At 56.1% G+C, this 16,445-nt stretch carries 9 protein-coding genes; 6 read left to right on the forward strand and 3 right to left on the reverse strand.

From position 1 onward, the window contains the following. Positions 1–35: 35 nt before the first annotated feature. Both Q1A59_RS06150 and Q1A59_RS06155 read right to left on the reverse strand, forming a co-directional pair. Positions 36–3,557: an AAA family ATPase gene (locus tag Q1A59_RS06150; RefSeq protein ID WP_299644377.1), complete on the reverse strand. Its 3,522-nt coding sequence runs from the start codon at positions 3,555–3,557 to the stop codon at positions 36–38. Positions 3,558–3,704: 147 nt separating this feature from the next. Beyond that, positions 3,705–5,123: an aspartate ammonia-lyase gene (locus Q1A59_RS06155; protein WP_298400988.1), complete on the reverse strand. Its 1,419-nt coding sequence runs from the start codon at positions 5,121–5,123 to the stop codon at positions 3,705–3,707. 481 nt (positions 5,124–5,604) lie between these two features. Between Q1A59_RS06155 and dnaE the strand changes: the two genes are divergently transcribed. After that, positions 5,605–9,399, forward strand: a complete 3,795-nt coding sequence (gene dnaE / locus Q1A59_RS06160) for a DNA polymerase III subunit alpha (protein WP_298400990.1) — start codon at positions 5,605–5,607, stop codon at positions 9,397–9,399. Between the two features lie 195 nt (positions 9,400–9,594). On the opposite strand, the gene Q1A59_RS06165 is transcribed toward dnaE, so the two are convergent. Next, positions 9,595–10,827 carry a hypothetical protein gene (locus tag Q1A59_RS06165; RefSeq protein WP_298400992.1) on the reverse strand — a complete coding sequence of 411 codons (1,233 nt, stop codon included), beginning with the start codon at positions 10,825–10,827 and terminating at the stop codon, positions 9,595–9,597. Between the two features lie 431 nt (positions 10,828–11,258). Here Q1A59_RS06165 and Q1A59_RS06170 point away from each other — a divergent pair, with 431 nt between their 5' ends. The 5 genes from Q1A59_RS06170 to Q1A59_RS06190 all read left to right on the forward strand — a co-directional run bounded on the left by Q1A59_RS06170 (position 11,259) and on the right by Q1A59_RS06190 (position 16,397). Beyond that, positions 11,259–11,735 carry a P-loop NTPase fold protein gene (locus Q1A59_RS06170; protein WP_298400994.1) on the forward strand — a complete coding sequence of 159 codons (477 nt, stop codon included), beginning with the start codon at positions 11,259–11,261 and terminating at the stop codon, positions 11,733–11,735. A 185-nt stretch (positions 11,736–11,920) separates the two neighbouring features. Then, a complete protein-coding gene (locus tag Q1A59_RS06175) occupies positions 11,921–12,169 on the forward strand; it encodes a hypothetical protein (protein ID WP_299644382.1) in 249 nt (82 codons plus the stop codon). A gap of 285 nt (positions 12,170–12,454) precedes the next feature. Further along, positions 12,455–13,528 carry a hypothetical protein gene (locus tag Q1A59_RS06180; protein WP_299644385.1) on the forward strand — a complete coding sequence of 358 codons (1,074 nt, stop codon included), beginning with the start codon at positions 12,455–12,457 and terminating at the stop codon, positions 13,526–13,528. 13 nt (positions 13,529–13,541) lie between these two features. Then, positions 13,542–13,691, forward strand: a complete 150-nt coding sequence (locus Q1A59_RS06185) for a hypothetical protein (RefSeq protein WP_298400999.1) — start codon at positions 13,542–13,544, stop codon at positions 13,689–13,691. Positions 13,692–14,222: 531 nt separating this feature from the next. Further along, positions 14,223–16,397 carry a delta-60 repeat domain-containing protein gene (locus tag Q1A59_RS06190; protein WP_299644389.1) on the forward strand — a complete coding sequence of 725 codons (2,175 nt, stop codon included), beginning with the start codon at positions 14,223–14,225 and terminating at the stop codon, positions 16,395–16,397. Positions 16,398–16,445: the final 48 nt, after the last annotated feature.

A 16,445-nucleotide genomic window follows, 5' to 3' on the forward strand; every position in this document is an offset into this window, starting at 1 on the left:
CGGGGTTCCTTAAAGTAATTGAGACTGCCCCAGTGCTACGAGCTTGCCCGCCGTTTGCGCTGCGCAACCACCTGCACCGACGAATGGGAACTCAGACTATCGAGGCAGTACTGACGCAACCGGCCAGCCTCTGGCAACCCGAGTGGGATCATAAGCGGTGCAAAAGACCGGTGCGCGATAGCTTGTACTTCAGCCAACGCAGCCTGCGCCCTCACTGTATCTCCTAGCTGCAAGCAAATGTCGCTTAGCACCAGCAAGCTCTCGCCGAGCAACGGCATATCAGGACAAGCACGCGACAGCATCACCGCCTGCTCGGCTGCTGATGCAGCTTGAGCTACGTGACCGAGCAACAACCAGCCATTCGCTTGCGCTAATGCCACCACCGCTTGCGTCGGCAATTCTCCGGTATGCTTGGCCTGTGCGCAAAGTGCCTCAAGTTCGGCAAAGAGGTCGCTGTTTGGCGTCATCACCAAGCGCCGGCCCAGATAACGTGCGCGTGCCAACATGACGCACGTTGGCACATTAATCTCTCGCGCAGCATGATACGCCTGCTCATACATCGCCAGCGCCTGTTCCGGTTGAGCAAGCAACTCCCAGATTTGTCCCGCCAGCAAGCTGGCAATATACAGAACGGGATAGATCCGGGCAACTTCAGCTTGCTTGATCAATTGCGCGAGTGACCAATGTGCCGGTTGGCCTTGGGCGAGATCAACGATTGTCAAGTAGCTCTGCATCAAGAGCATACCGTACTGACTTTTCACATGCGTGGCGATGTGCAATCCGCTGGTAAAATCGTGCCGGGCTGCATCACCTTCGCCGATACGCACATAGACCCAACCGCGACCGGCAAATCTGCCCCACATCCCCGGCTTATACGATTCACCGGCAATCTCGATCGCGCGGGTATACACCCGTTCTGCCTCATTGTAACGGCCACAGTTCAGCAGCATCTGGCCGATCATTGTCAATGCCGCCGCTTCTAATCGACGCAAACCACTCCGTTGAGCAATCGCGACCGTCTGCTCAAGCACGTTACGGGCATGAGCATACTCTTGCGCAAAAACCAAGGCCGTACCAAGATGATTCAGACTTTGTGCCGTCTGCACGATAATCCCCGCCGCAGACTCATCACTCGACTGAATGGCTTCAACGCTAACGCACGCTTGACGCAGATCGGCAATTGCTTCCGCAACATGGCCCAACATCAGAGCACTAATACCGCGAATATTGAGCGCGCGCACCAGATTGGCAGTGTCGTCGAGCAATAATGCCAGCTCCAGCGCCTGCGTTGCCGTGGCATACGCTTCGCTGGCATAATCGCGGGTATAGAGCGTGTAGGCTCGCATGACTAACGCCTGCATATAGAGCGATGGAAACTCTTGGCTCACAACCACTGCCTGCTCGAGCAACGAGAGTGCCAACGCCGAATCACCTTGATACAGCGCCACAATACCCCGTTGAATGGTGCTGCGTGCTTGCAATTCTCGCTCGGCCCGACTCGCACCGAACAGGAGCGACTCGGCACGGGTAATGGCTTCAATTGCCAGTGCAAACACCGCCAGATCGGTGCTCTCACGAGCATGATCGAGCCAATACCGAGCGGCTAACAACCGGCAACCAGCTTGCTCGTAATGATCCGCAATCCGCGCAGCATATCCGCTCTGACCGGCATATACTGTTGCTAACGCACACGCAGCCCGCTTGTGCAACGCGATAGTACGATCAGCAGGAATATCGTTTACGATAAGTTCGTGAATCAGATGATGTGAAAAAGCGTAGTCATCGGTGCCGTGAATAACTGTATCCACTAAGAAGCGGCGCGAACTCAACTCATCGAGCGCTGACGCATATACCGCTGGCCGCCAACTAAGCATCTCTTGCAACACCGCATCGGCGCAGGAAAAACCCAAAATCGCTGCTGCTTCCAACATCTGGCGATTGTTCTCGCTCAACTCGCGCAACCTCAGCCTGAGCGAGTCGCGTAGACCGGTCAGACCGTTCTTCACCACACGACTCGCCTCGCGCAGACTTACTACCGCCTCTTGCAGCAAGAGCGGCAACCCACCTGTATACCGTTGGATATCGTCCAGCATTGATCTATCGATCGATTGTCGGTCAAAAGTATTAACAAGAAACTGATCGGTTTCCTCAGGCGTAAACGGTTGTATGGTTATATCATGCGCATGATGCTGGCGGCGCAATCTCCGCTTCGTCGCCATCAATGCAGGAGTAATAGCACCAGAACGGTGCGTAACAATAATCAGGAGGGGCAACAAACGACACAAATCAGCCACTTCAACCAACACCTCAAGCGAGGCTTGGTCGATCCAATGCACATCTTCGATGATCAGCAAGAGCGGCCGAGCCAATGCCAACGCCCGTACCCCTTGTCGAATCGCCAATCGCAGCTCAACAGCATCGGGTTGCTCCGGCGCAGTCAATTTGGGATGCAGGGCTGCCAGATCAGGAACCAGCGGCAACAACCGCTCGATCCAATCACCGGTCAGCGTCACCTGTGCCAAAGACGGCGCCGCTGCGGCAAAGATCTGCCGCCACGGCAAATAGGGCTGCTGCTCACTCATCGTGTGGGTCGGTTGACAATAGCCCCACAACACATGCAGTTTGGGTACACGTGCTACATCGTCGCACCGCCGTACCACTTCTTGCACTAGCGAGGTCTTGCCAACACCGGTTGGCCCGGAAATAACGACGATTTGCCCCTGACATTGCTCGGCCTGATGGATGAATTCGAGTAGTTGCCGGAGTTGGGCATCGCGTCCGATAAACAGTGGCTTCAACGGCAACCGACGGGAAGGCGTCTGAGCAGGTGCTAGGCGGTGATGCAGAATATCGTCATACAACGCCATCGTTTCCGTGGCCGGTTGCGTGCCTAATTCACGTGTGAGATCTCCTGCCAGTGTGCGATAGATATCAAGCGCTGCGGTGCGCTGGCCGGCCAGTGTTGCCGCAGTCATTGCCCACCGTACCACCTCTTCATCCCACGGATCGAGGGCCAGCGCGTGACGCGCCCAAGCACCTGCTCGCTCCCAATCACCACGATCCAGCCATACTCGGGTTAGCGTTTTAAGCAGCAGGAGGTAGCGCTGATGAAGCATCGTGCGCCGACTGAGAATCTCGTCATCGGTATCAATACCGGGGGCCAACTCACCGTGGTATAGCGCTGCCGCCGCCTCCATCTCTGCTACAGTTGTCCATTCCTGTTCAAAGGCAGTGACATCGACATAGCAATCAGATGGTGCATTCCAAGCAATTTCTTGTGTAGACACGACCAACCACGATCGCATCATCGGCGGCAACACTTCGCGCAAGAGATAGAGATGTCGGCGCAGATTCGCTAATGCCTCGGCCGGTTCGACATCGGGCCATAGCATAAACGCCAGTTGTTTGCGCCCAAACGGCCGGCGCGGACTTAGGACCAGCCGAACTATCAATCGGCGCAGGCTCTCGCGGTGGGGAAATGTAATGCATTCTGATCCGGTCTCAAAACGAACGTCACCGAGTAGAAAGATGCGAGCGGAGAGGGTGACCAAACCCATAGATGCTCTCCGAGACGCGGAACGGATAGGCGACACTGCACATTATAGCTTGTCTCACCACGAGATGCTAGGGGAACAATAGAAGAAGGAGGACGCATAAGCGCGAATACGTGTCTGTTCGCTTATGCGTCCCTCTCTCGTTCACTCTTACCCTGCGGCAGCAATACCCTGAATACCGCCTTCAGTCATCTTGTAAACATCGAGCAGCTCATCAACCTGTTCGGCGGTGAGCAACCCTTTCTCAACCACCACCTCTTTGATCGTCTTGCCGGTGGCCATGGCCTCTTTCGCCACCGCCGCGCCATTCAGGTAGCCGATCACCGGATTGAGCGCTGTGACCAGAATCGCATTCTTGGCTAGCCAGCCCGCCGCCTTCTCGCGGTTAGCGGTGATCCCGACCACACATTTAGTGGTAAAGGCGTTAATCGCGCCGATCAGCACATGCATCATCTCAAACAGGTTGTGCGCGATAATCGGCATCATTACGTTCAACTCTAGCTGACCAGCCTGCGCCGCGAGTGCCACCGTCAGATCACAGCCTTGCACGTGATAGCATGCCATGTTCAGCATCTCAGCCAGCACCGGGTTGACCTTACCCGGCATAATCGACGACCCCGGTTGCACGGCGGGCAGGCGAATTTCATCGAGGCCGGTTGCAGGGCCGGACGAGAGCAGGCGGAAGTCGTTAGCGATGCGGCCCAGCGTAATGCATAGCGTGCGCAGACTGGCCGAGAAGTCAGCAGGATCGGCCATGCTTTGCATCGACTCAAACAGATTGCCCGATGAGCGCAGTTCGTGGCCGGTTAATTCGCTCAGCTTCGCCACCATGCGAGCGTGGTATTCGGGATGCGCATTCAGGCCAGTGCCAGTGGCGGTGCCGCCGATGCCTAGGCGACGCAACCGGTCAGCAGCAGCGACAATTCGCTCTTTGTCATTGCGCACCGCCTTCGCATACGCGCCAAACTCTTGACCAAGCCGTACCGGCACGGCGTCTTGCAGGTGAGTGCGGCCCGACTTCACCACGTCGTCGAATTCGACCGCTTTTGCTTCTAGGGCATCAGCTAGATTATCAATCGCACCCAGTAGTTCAGGCAACCGCCACAAACATCCAAGCCGGATCGCGGTTGGAATGGTGTCGTTGGTCGATTGGGCCATGTTCACGTGGTCGTTCGGGCTAACCGGCTTCTTGGGGTCGTCAAGGCTATAGCCCAAAATCTGATTGGCGCGATTGGCCAGTACCTCGTTGACGTTCATGTTGTGCGACGTGCCGGCGCCAGCCTGAAACGGATCAACCACGAACTGATCGGCGTGCTGACCGGCTAAAACCTCTTCGGCGGCTTGAATGATTGCATTGGCGATCTGCGGATCAAGCAGACCCAAATCGCGATTGACTTCAGCCGCCGCCCGCTTGATCATCGTCTGCGCCCAGACAAAGGCGCGGTAGGGGCGCATCCCGCTCACCGGAAAGTTTAACACCGCCCGTTGCGTCTGCGCGCCGTACAGTGCATCAGCCGGCACCTGCATCTCGCCTAACGAATCGCGTTCAATGCGGTAACGCTCAGCCATGAGTTTAGCTCCTTTCATGCGGCAGGGGCGCTCATTGCGCCCTGTTTGGCATAGGGCATCTCACTACAACCCGATTGTAAACGCAAAGATGTAAAGGGGCAAACGTAAAGGCGCAGAGGAAGCAGCGACATAAATGCCAAGGTGCAACGGAAATAAGAGCAAGAGACAAAGCGCGGCATGATCCCAAACAACTATCCCTGCTGCACCCTTCATACCTCTGCGTTTCCCTTCCTTTGCGACTTTGTTGCGTCTTGGCATCCCTAAAAAACCCCTTACAGTTTGACAAATGCCTATTCGCAACGATCCACTCATGTGCTATAATCAGACCAAACCGCCGCGCCATTGGGCGCGATTTATGTCGATATAATACCAAAAAACCGACACCTCAATCAGCATTTCGGACAAATGTTTCAGGTTTAGATCACCTATCTGCCCTTGATCACGCTTGTCAAGTGTAAAGATTTTTTAACGCGAGCATACCATGCGCGACTTTGTTCACTTGCATGTCCATTCCGAATATAGCCTGCTCGACGGCTACGCCACCACCAAAGGTATTGCCCAGCGCGCCGCCGATTTGGGCATGGATAGCATCGCCCTCACCGACCACGGGGTGCTGTACGGCGCGATGGAGTTTTACGAGGCAGCCAAAAAAGCCGGTATTCGCCCAATCCTCGGCGTCGAAGCCTATATGGCCCCCGGTTCGCTCAGCGACCCCGTGACCAAAGGGGCCAAGAATTATTTCCACCTGCTGCTGCTGGCCCAAAACGAGACCGGCTACCGTAATTTGGTTAAGCTCACCACCCGCGCCCACCTTGAAGGCATGGGCAAAGGTGTCTTCGCCCGTCCCCGCATTGATCGCAATCTGCTCGAAGCCCACCACGAGGGCCTGATCGTCACTTCGGCCTGTCTGGCCGGCGAGGTATTGCACTATCTCAAGAGCGGCGATCGCCGCACCGCCGTCGAGACAGCGGCCTACTACCGCGATCTGCTCGGTCCCGATCGCTACTACATCGAGCTGCAACTGCACGATAATACGCCCGAACTTGAATCGCTCAATGATGAATTGGTGCGCATTGCCCGCGAACTTGGCATTCCCCTCGTTGCCACCAGCGATGCCCATTTCGTCCGTCCTGAAGATAAAGCGACGCAGCATAAAGTGATGGCGATGGGCATGAATATGACCTTCGCCGAATTCTGTGCACGCGAATATGCGATGGACGAAACCTACCACATTATGTCGGGCGAAGAGATGTGGGCGCGCTTTAAGCGGTACGGTACCGAGCCATTGGAAAATACCCGCCGCATCTCAGATATGTGCCGACTCAAGCTGGAGTTTGGCCGCGTCCAGTTGCCGGTATTCGAGCTACCTGAAGGACATACTGCTGCGTCATACCTGCGCCTCGTCTGTGAAGAGGGCTTGATGCGCCGTTTTCACGGCCAGCCGCCCGACGAGTATATGCGCCGGCTGGAGTATGAGCTGGACGTGATCAATAAGACCGGCTTCCCCGATTATATGTTGATCGTGTGGGATTACGTCAAGTTTGCCCGCTCGCGCGGGATTCCCTGTCTGCCGCGTGGCTCGGCGGGCGCGTCGCTTGTGCTCTACGCTCTCGGCATTACCGATGTCGATCCGGTCAAGAACAAGCTGCTCTTCGAGCGGTTTCTCTCGCCCGAACGGCTTGAGATGCCCGATATTGATACCGACTTCGCCGATTCACGCCGCCAAGAGATTCTTGATTACATTGCCCAAAAGTATGGCCGCGAGAATGTGGCCCAGATTATCACCTACGGCACCCTCGGCGCCAAGGCGGCTATTCGCGATATGGGCCGCGTGCTCGGCCTCGATCCCGGCGAGGTTGACCGGGTGGCGAAGCTGATCCCGTCGCTGCCGGTTGGCACCACCATCGCGCAGGCACTCGAGCGGGTGCCTGAATTAAAGCAGATATATGAGACCCAGCCCCACTTGCGCGAGCTGATTATCGAAGCGCAGAAGGTGGAAGGCCGCATGCGCTCGGTTGGCACCCATGCATGTGGCGTGGTGGTCAGCCGCACCCCGCTCGAAGAGATTGTACCGCTGCAACGCACTACCAAAGACGAGAATGCGCTAATGGCGGCGTTTGAGGGGTCAACGCTGGCGAAGATGGGTCTGCTCAAGATGGATATCCTCGGTCTCACTAACTTATCGGTGGTGGCCGAGGCGCTGAAGTATATCGAGCAGACCACCGGACGCCGTATGTGGCTTGATGAGATTCCGCTCGATGATCAGAAGGTGTTTGAGGCTTTGGGTCGCGGCGAGACCAAGAATGTGTTCCAACTTGAATCAGCGGGTATGACCCGCTACCTGATGCAGTTGAAGCCAACCCGGGTTGAAGACCTCTACGCTATGGTCGCGCTCTACCGGCCCGGCCCGCTCGAGCAGATTCCGGTTTATATCCAGAACAAGAACAATCCTTCACAGATTCGGTATCTCCATCCAGTGCTTGAGCCGATCTTGTCTGATACCTACGGCGTGATTGTCTACCAAGAGCAGATTATGCAACTGCTCCAGACGGTGGCCGATTATACGCTTGGTCAAGCCTATATCGTGATCAAGGCCATTAGCAAGAAGAACAAGGAGCTTATGGCCGAAAACGAGGCGATCTTTAAGCAGGGGTGCCAGCGCAAAGGCATTAGTAAAGAGGTGGCCGACCAGCTTTGGGAGCTGATCCTACCCTTCGCCGGTTATTCGTTCAACCGCCCCCACGCCACCCTCTACGGCTTGCTCAGCTATCAGACGGCATGGCTCAAGGTCAATTATCCGGTTGAGTATATGACCGCGGTGCTGACCGGCGCCGGCGGCGTGATTGAAGATGTGACCAAGGCCGCGCTTGAAGCGCGCCGGTTGGGGGTGGCGGTGCTGCCGCCCGATGTCAACCGTTCGCAGAAGGGCTTTACCATCGAGCCGCTGGCGAAGCCATTGCCCACCGGCGTCACTCACGATCGCGGGATTCGCTTTGGTCTGATGGCGATTAAAAATGTCGGCGAGGGGCCGGTCGAGGCGATTATCGCTGCCCGCGAGGCCGGTGGCCCGTTCCAGTCGCTCGAAGACCTCTGCGCCCGCGTCGATCGTCACGCCCTCAACAAGCGCACGCTGGAAAGTTTGATCAAGGCCGGCGCGCTCGATTCGCTGCCCGGCACTCGCCGCCAAAAGCTGGCCATCCTTGATCAGGCGGTCAACGCCGGCGTTGAAGCACAGAAGGCGCGTGAAATCGGCCAAAGCAGCCTGTTCGATATTTTCGGCGAGAGCAGCAATAGCGGCCCGACTGTTGCCCGCATCCCGCTGCCGCTCATTACCGAGACTCCCGCCGAGCAGAAAGAGGTGCTGCTGTGGGAGAAAGAGCTGTTGGGACTGAATATTTCAGACGATCCGATCGCCAAAGCGCTAGAAGGGATTGACCTCAGCGGGGCCACCGAGCTTGGCTCGATCAACGAAGAGCTGATCGGCGAGACGCTGACCTTCGTTGGCGTGTTGAGCGGTGTGCGCCGGATTGCAACCAAGAAGGGTGATTCGATGCTGGTGGCGATGCTCGAAGATCTCACCGGCAGCATCGAGATTGTGGTCTTCCCCAAGGTACTGGCGAAGTCCGCCGATCTCTTACAGAACGATGCGGTTGTGCGGGTAACGGCGAAAGTCGATAACCGACGTGATACGCCGCAGTTGGTGGTTGAGAGCGTGGAAGCGCCAAGTACGATTGATGTCGCCGCTAGCGCGCAACCGGTTGAGATGGATTTGGAAGGGATGGGTGAGGAATTGATCGGCGATATGGTGATTGAGTTGCCGGTGCCCGCATCCGCCGCGCAACCGGCGCCAACACCCCCTGCTGCTCCCGCCAGCGCGCCCGCCGCCGCTATGCCTGCCGCTGCCCCGCCAGCGGCCAAGCCGCCGGCAGTGCGTCCGCGCCAGCCGGTTAAGCTAGCCAGCAACGGCAATGGTAACGGGCATAGCAATGGCAACGGCCACGGGAAGACAGTCGAACCGGCCCGCGCCGATGGCCCGCCAGCGCGCAATCTGCGCATCTACCTGCCGCGCAGCAACGACTTCGACGCTGACGTTGCCTTGATGCAGCACATCCACAGCTTGCTTAGCGCCAACCACGGCCATGATCAGGTCACGCTTTACCTGCCCAATGGCGTCGGTATGGTGGTGCTGCAATCTCAACAAACTATCGAACTATCAGAGGAGCTGATCAAAGAACTACAGCAGATACTCGGCCACGAGCGGGTATTGGCGGCATAAGTAAAGCCGCCCGACGGTGCGGCTCAGGTGCAGCAGTTGACAAACGCAAAGACGCGAAGGACGCAAAGGCGCGTCAAGTGATTGTTGTTAGACCAATCCCCGGCGCTATCCCCCCTCCGGGTGCAGAGACCCCCACCTAGTAAAGCCGCCCGACGGTGCGGCTCTCTCCCGCGCGGCCGTGCAGCTCACGACGCTTCATGGGGATGCGGCCACCGCAAACCCGCCCACGAACGTCTGTTGCGAATGATGACTAAACAACACGAACGAATACTCACCAGCAGGGACATCACGCAGCGACAGCTCACCACTCACCCGCCCATCACCATCGGCGCGCACCGTTGTTACCGCCACCGGCGGCGCACCATCAGGTGGGTTATACCAAATCCCTACTGGCTCGCCGGGAGCAAAGCCAGCGGCAGCATAGGTGAGCGTTGAACCAGCCACCGTAATCTCCGGCGCGCGCCAGTGGTTCAATTCTGGGCCGGGGCCAATGGTGGTGCGCGGCACATTACTCTGCCCGTGGCCAAAGTCAGTCACGCTGTCACGGTAGGCCAAACGAGCCACGCGGCCAATCGCAACCCCATGCGGCGCATCATCCCGCACCCGGAAGCGGATAGTCATCCTCACTAGATCACGGTTAGCGGCCAGCGGGCCGGTGCGGATCGTAATCAACCCCGACTGCACCTCGCTCACCCACACCCCAGCCCGGCTCGGCGTCGCATCAAGCAAGATCAACGTATTGTCATCAAAGGGTAGCTCGATCGTTGCATCAAACACCGACCCACGGCCATAATTCTCCAGCACCAGATCGAGCGTCACCACCTCGCCGGGCCGTGCCACATCATCCACTCGCTGCGCTAAGGTAAGACGAGCCGGACGCCCGCCGCGCGCCAGATCCACCGTGTACTGGACATCATCGATCAGCCACGTGTCGCGCGTGCCGCTAACCTCAATCGTCGCGATAGTCTGGTTCGGCGGCGCGGTCAGCGTCACCCGATCAAGCTGACCGGTAAAGGTATTCGGCACAACCACCGCCGTCCCCAACACGATGCCGCCAGCAGCGAATGCCGTGAAGGTGAGCGGGTCTGAGGTGGAGGCTGCCGCACTAAATGCAACCACACCCGCCGGTAGTGCAATCGCTCCGGTACCGGCACCGCTCACCCGCGCAAAACCGTTGCCATTCACCGCAAAGGCGCAGGTGCCGCCGAAATCAGGGCATGACGCGGGGAAAGGTGCGTTGTAGCGCCCGCTGCGCAGATCGCCAAACCGCCAGCCAAATTGAAACACTAGCCCGCCGTAAGCGTCGATCGATTGATTATCAGGAAAACCTTCAAAATCGAGGGTAAATGTTCGCTGCGATTGGGCAGCCGCCACCGATACCGAAAGCAGCGAGCAAACGATCAATACGATGGCAACATAACAGCGCATGCAATCCCCCCTCGCAGCAGCGGCGGTCGCTTTCTATTATAGGGGGTAGCACCGGATACTTAGATGGCAAATTTGTCAGGAATGGAACGCCAGAGATAACGGTTTTGCGAGTAATACGCTTCCCGCACAGACTGGCGCTTGGCTGACCGCCGAGCATGCCGGGGAAACGCCGATCGACTCCAAATCTCGTCGTCTCGTGTGCGCCTCTAAAGACGTATGGGTCAACACTTTGCCCAGACCCGCTCCCAATATGCTCCTCTCCTTGACGAAAATCCAAGCGATTGATCAACTTAGCTGCTACGCTGCCTCAAGAATAAAGTTGTTTCCTTTCTATAACATTTTGCAATTTTAGGATATTGACAATAACACCTTCACGACATAGGCCAAGAACCATTCAACACAGTGTATGGTGCATTCGGAAGGAGATCGATGTGACCGAGCCACAATCGCAGACGAATCGCTCCAAATCCCTCTGGCCATTCTACCGTGATGACGTGAAGGGCAAGATGGCCGAGTTAGTCGAGGCCATTCTGGACAGCGCGCACGAAGCTGATGCAACGAAGCAGAAACAATACCGGCTGGTTATCTTCATTGATGACCTTGACCGTTGCTCGCCCGAACAAATGGTGCGCATGTTTGAGTGGCTGAAGGTGCATATGCTGGTGGAAGGATGCACCTATGTGCTGGCGCTTGATCACATTGCCGCTGCTCGCGCTATTGTTGGCCGATACCGCGAATACTTAAGCGAAGACCAAGATCTTGCTTATGGGTTGCGCTATCTAGAAAAGTTGATCGAGGTGGAATACGAATTAGGCATTGCGCGCAATGTCGAGCAGATGGCTATTAGGCAAGTACATCTTCCACACAAAGTGCCGTACCGAAGAGTTAGTGAAATGGCCCAACAATGACGCGGTGGCGACTTCCCCGGTGTGCAGCAAATTGATCAATTACTGTCACTACGCTCGCTGCTCGTACCGCGCACTATGCTCAAGATCGTGAACCGGTTTAAGCGGGTGATGGAATTTATCAAGAACATCCGCTAGCAAACCAATTGCCTGAGTCGTATCCGTTCTGGGTATTGTTCTTGATCGCTATGTACTACCGGCTCAACCCAGACCATCTTGATGATTTCGTGCGCGGGCGCGGCGTGATGTATGAACTGTTGAAGAATCCGGGATCGGTGCAATCAGACAAATGGGGAACAGGCCCGTTTCGTGAATGTTGCCAGTATGCCGATCGTTTCGGCGCATCGGCAGGATCAAGTTTACAAGTACTTCGCGTAGAACATCTCCTTGCCTTGGCGTCAATCGTCCGTGAAAGCACATTTGATAGTCAGTTGTGAATAATAAGCGAACCTCTTTGCGTATCACGGCGCCTATATGCTCTGTTAGGATGAAGCATATGGGTACTGCTGCTTCCCGCTGCCACTATCGTGAAAATCCCCCATTCCCTCTAGCCCCACGCAATGCTATAGTAGCAGTACGATCTGTCTGCCGGCAGTGCAACCTCTCTGCAGATAGAGCGTATATGCATGCAACCTTCACGGTTGCTCAAATTCGATACCACAAGGTCGTTTACCGTCTTAAATGGCAAGACGGCAGGAAAGCGCTCGTTGTAGGGAGGCTGTATGTTTTTCGCTCACCGGTACTGGTTCGTCGCCTTTGTCGGTCTGCTCATCGTTGCCCTCACCGCTTGCAGCGGTGGCAATGCCACGCCGACCGCAACCCCCACCCAAGCCGCTGCCGCTCCCACCCGCACCCCTCGCCCCACCCGCCCGCCTGAACCAACCGCCACGCCACGCCCATCGCCGCCCGCTGCCTCAACCCAAAGCGGCCAATTAGCGCTGGTCGATATTGGCCCACTCGTAACCTATCGCCATGCGAGCGGCGTGTTCCGCATCGATGTGCCTAACAACTGGACGCTGCAAGACAATAGTTCGCCCGATGAGCTGTTGCTGATCTGGACGGACCCAACCGGCAATGGTGCGATTTTAGTGAATATCTTTGAGGATAACCGTAGCTTTACCGATCGCCAGTTGGTCAATCTACTCAACACCTTCCTCGCAGATCGCTTTGGCAATCAGCCCGACTTTCTCTACGAAGATCCCCGCCCCCAGAATGATGGTAGCCAACTGGTAGTCTGGTCGTATACCGCCACCGCCGATAACAATCTCAAAGTCACCTTGCTCGGCAACAGCTTTGTCGAACAGCGTGGCAACAAGGTCTCAATCTTGACCACCCTCGTGCCGGATGAGCAGTTTGACACCTTGCGCAACCAGACCGACGACATCATCAAGACGTATGCCATCGATCCCAGCGCCACGCTCGGCAGCACTACCATCGGCGGCGGCAATACGAGCAGCGGCAGTCTGGCCCCGGTTGAGATCGGCCAGTTGCGCACCTATTCGCACCCGTCGGGTGTCTTTAGTATCGATCTGCCGGTTAACTGGACGCTCACCGACAGTAGCCGGCCCGGTGAGTTGATAATGGTCTGGACCGATCCCACGAACAATGCCGTGATTATCGTGGATGTACTCGAAGATCGCACGCAGTATAGCGATGATCAATTGGTGGATAAGTTTGGTTGCCTATCTCGTGAATGTATTCGGCAACCAGCCCGATTTCTTCTACGAAGACCCTCGCCCACAGAACGACGGCAGCATTCTACTTGTCTGGGGATACACGTCCACCGCATCAAATAATGTGCAGGCGTCAATGTTGGGCAACAGCTTCATCGAACAGCGCGGCAATAAAGTGGCCGTATTGACTACACTGGTGCCGGAAGAGCAGTTTGACACGCTGATCGACAAGACGAACGCGATCATTAACACGTACCGGATTAACCCGGACGCGCGGGTGCCATAAGCAGGCTGAGCGCCCGTAACCAACCCCACTATTCCCGGCGGCTGGGAATAGTGGGGTTGGAGTGTGTATGTGTAAGGTAAGTCCGACCCTTCATAGACAACAACATTCGCCTTATCGTTCGTCCCCACAAATATAGCCCAAGTTGTGACGAAGAATGCGTTGCAGATTCTCAACGAGACGACACGCAGATTACGCATGTTTGAACATCAAGACAGGAATACAATACGAACAACTTATATTAAGCAAAGTAATGAATTTGCCGCATAAACGCCCAAGATTTTTGCAACAGACCTGCACAGCAAACATGAAGATGATCGAAGTTGCTGTCGATAGTGATGAACCGTGCTAGATGCTCCGCTGGCATCGCCTTAGACAAGATAGTACCGCAGCTCACACCACTTATTCAGTTTAGCGTTAGTATATTAGATCGGAATTCGTTTCAATAATTTATTATTTAGATACTTCTCTCCACAAGGTCGCCTTCCAACTTATCAATAACTCGCATCAGCAACCATCAGGAAGGAGATCGCAATGTCCCGCTTCATTCGCCGGATCAGTCTCGTGTTCGCCTTGTGCTATAGCGTAGCAACAGCCTTCCCGACAGCCGTTTCGGCAACTACCACGGCCGATCTCATACCGGTAGCAACGGCTACGTTTACGAGGCCCGGCACAGTAAGGGTTCTTGTCCCGCTTAGCGGCGATCGTATGCTGATAGCGGGGGAATTTATCGCAATTGGCAACCATCCCGCCCAAGGGATAGCCATCTTGGACGCCGACGGTTCGATCGATCCATCGTTTCGAGTTGACCCACGCCTCAAGATACGGCTTATTAACGCGGCAGCCGTGCAGCCGGACGGTAAGATACTGATTGGCGGATGGTTTAGGATTCAGTCATTACCCGGATCGCGCTATCTCCTCCGCCTGCATGCCAATGGCCAAATTGATGACTCATTGCGATTCGAGACTCTTGGTATCGTGCATACACTTTTGTTCGATAACAACAAGATCGTCGTCGGCGGAAACTTCTGGCAACCTACCCCTTATCTTGCTCGGCTCAATCTTGACGGCTCCGCCGACACGTTGTTTCAACCGGGAACAGGCCCCAATGCCGCTGTGTACAGTATTGCCCGCCAAAACGATGGCAGATATCTCATTGCCGGCGATTTCACAACGTACAATGACGTGACGCAAGCCGGACTAGCGCGGTTGCAGCCGAATGGCGCGCTTGATACCGATTTCGTGCCGAGAGGTTGGCGAATCAGCCGGCGGATCGCCGTCCTGAAGGATGGAACGATAGTCGTGGGATCTTCGACGCCGTGCAATGATGAGTCGTTTGCATGGTATACGCCACAGGGTATACGCAAACCACTTCCCGAAACGCCGCCGTCGTGGCTGGCAGAGATCACCGCGCTGCTGCCGCTGCCCGACGGGGGTTTTCTGGTTGGCGGCTGGTATACTTTCAGTTGCGTACAGGGATCACCGGTAATTCACCGCGGCGAGGTATGGCGTTATGCCGCCAATGGCACATTCCACACGCTTACACAATTTAGTGAGACTTCTGATGTATTTGCTCTCGCCTTGCGGGATGATGAGAAACTGTGGGTTGGCGGCAACAGTGCGCCACAGCACGCAAGCCAAATCGGAATTTTCAATGGGTTGGCACTGCTTGATCTTGCCAATGATGGCCTCGAACGCATACCCGCCTACAATCTAGTGGTAAGCAACGAAGCCGACATTATGGGTATGAGCCTCTATCCAGACGGGCGTGTGCTGGTGGTTGGATCGTTCTCGCATGTGAACGGGCAACCCCGTTACGGGATCGCCCGCCTGCTCGCCGATGGCCGTCTCGAGCCTGATTTCGCGCCGTTCGCCGATCAACCGCGCAGGTGGGGCAGAATCGCTTTAGCGTTGGCTGATGGCCGCGCCCTCGTGGGGACAAATGACGGATTATATCTCATCAATACCGATCAGCAAGTCACAAATCTATCAGCTCTGAACAATTACAATGATCCATGGGTGTTAGCCCAGCAACCCGATGGCAAGGTGCTAATCGGCAACAACGGCTCGCTGCGCCGCTTGCGCGCCGATCTCAGTGCGGTAGATATGGACATCAGTACGAGTGGAGCTGTCTACGATGTGGCAATCATTGCTGGCGGCAAGATACTGGTTGCCGGCACGATGGGGGTGATCCGGCTGCATAATGATGGGACGATTGACAATCAATTTACTGCCCCCGCCTTTACCAACGACGCCGGTGATCCATCAACAGTGAATAGTCTGGCCGTCTTAAGTGATGGCTCGATCATCGCCGGCGGGATCTTCACCCGAGTCAACAATACAGCCCAACCAACCATAGCCCGTCTCACCAGCACAGGCGCCTTTGACAACACATTTCCGGGACTGAACGGCGTCCAGTCGGTCAACACGATCTGCGCCCAAAACACCGATAATGCAATCTGGCTAGGTGGCTCATCTTCAGCGGGTCAGCCGCTTATTGCCAACATCTCGGCAACCGGCGCCCAACAGACTATCGCCACCTATACCGCGCTTAGCAATATCGGCTCCATTAGAAGTGTCTTATGCGCTTCCGATCACATGCGTTGGGCCGGCGGCACATTTTCGCTGATCGACAACCAGTCGTTTTACGGAGTAGCGCGCTATCTACAGGTTCGGAGCCGGGTGTTTACGCCATTAGTGATACGGTAAGCGGTACCCGTGCAAAGAGAGTGAAAACCATAAAGTGCGGCAGCCAAG

The sequence above is a fragment of the uncultured Chloroflexus sp. genome (assembly GCF_937951745.1).
GTDB lineage: Bacteria > Chloroflexota > Chloroflexia > Chloroflexales > Chloroflexaceae > Chloroflexus.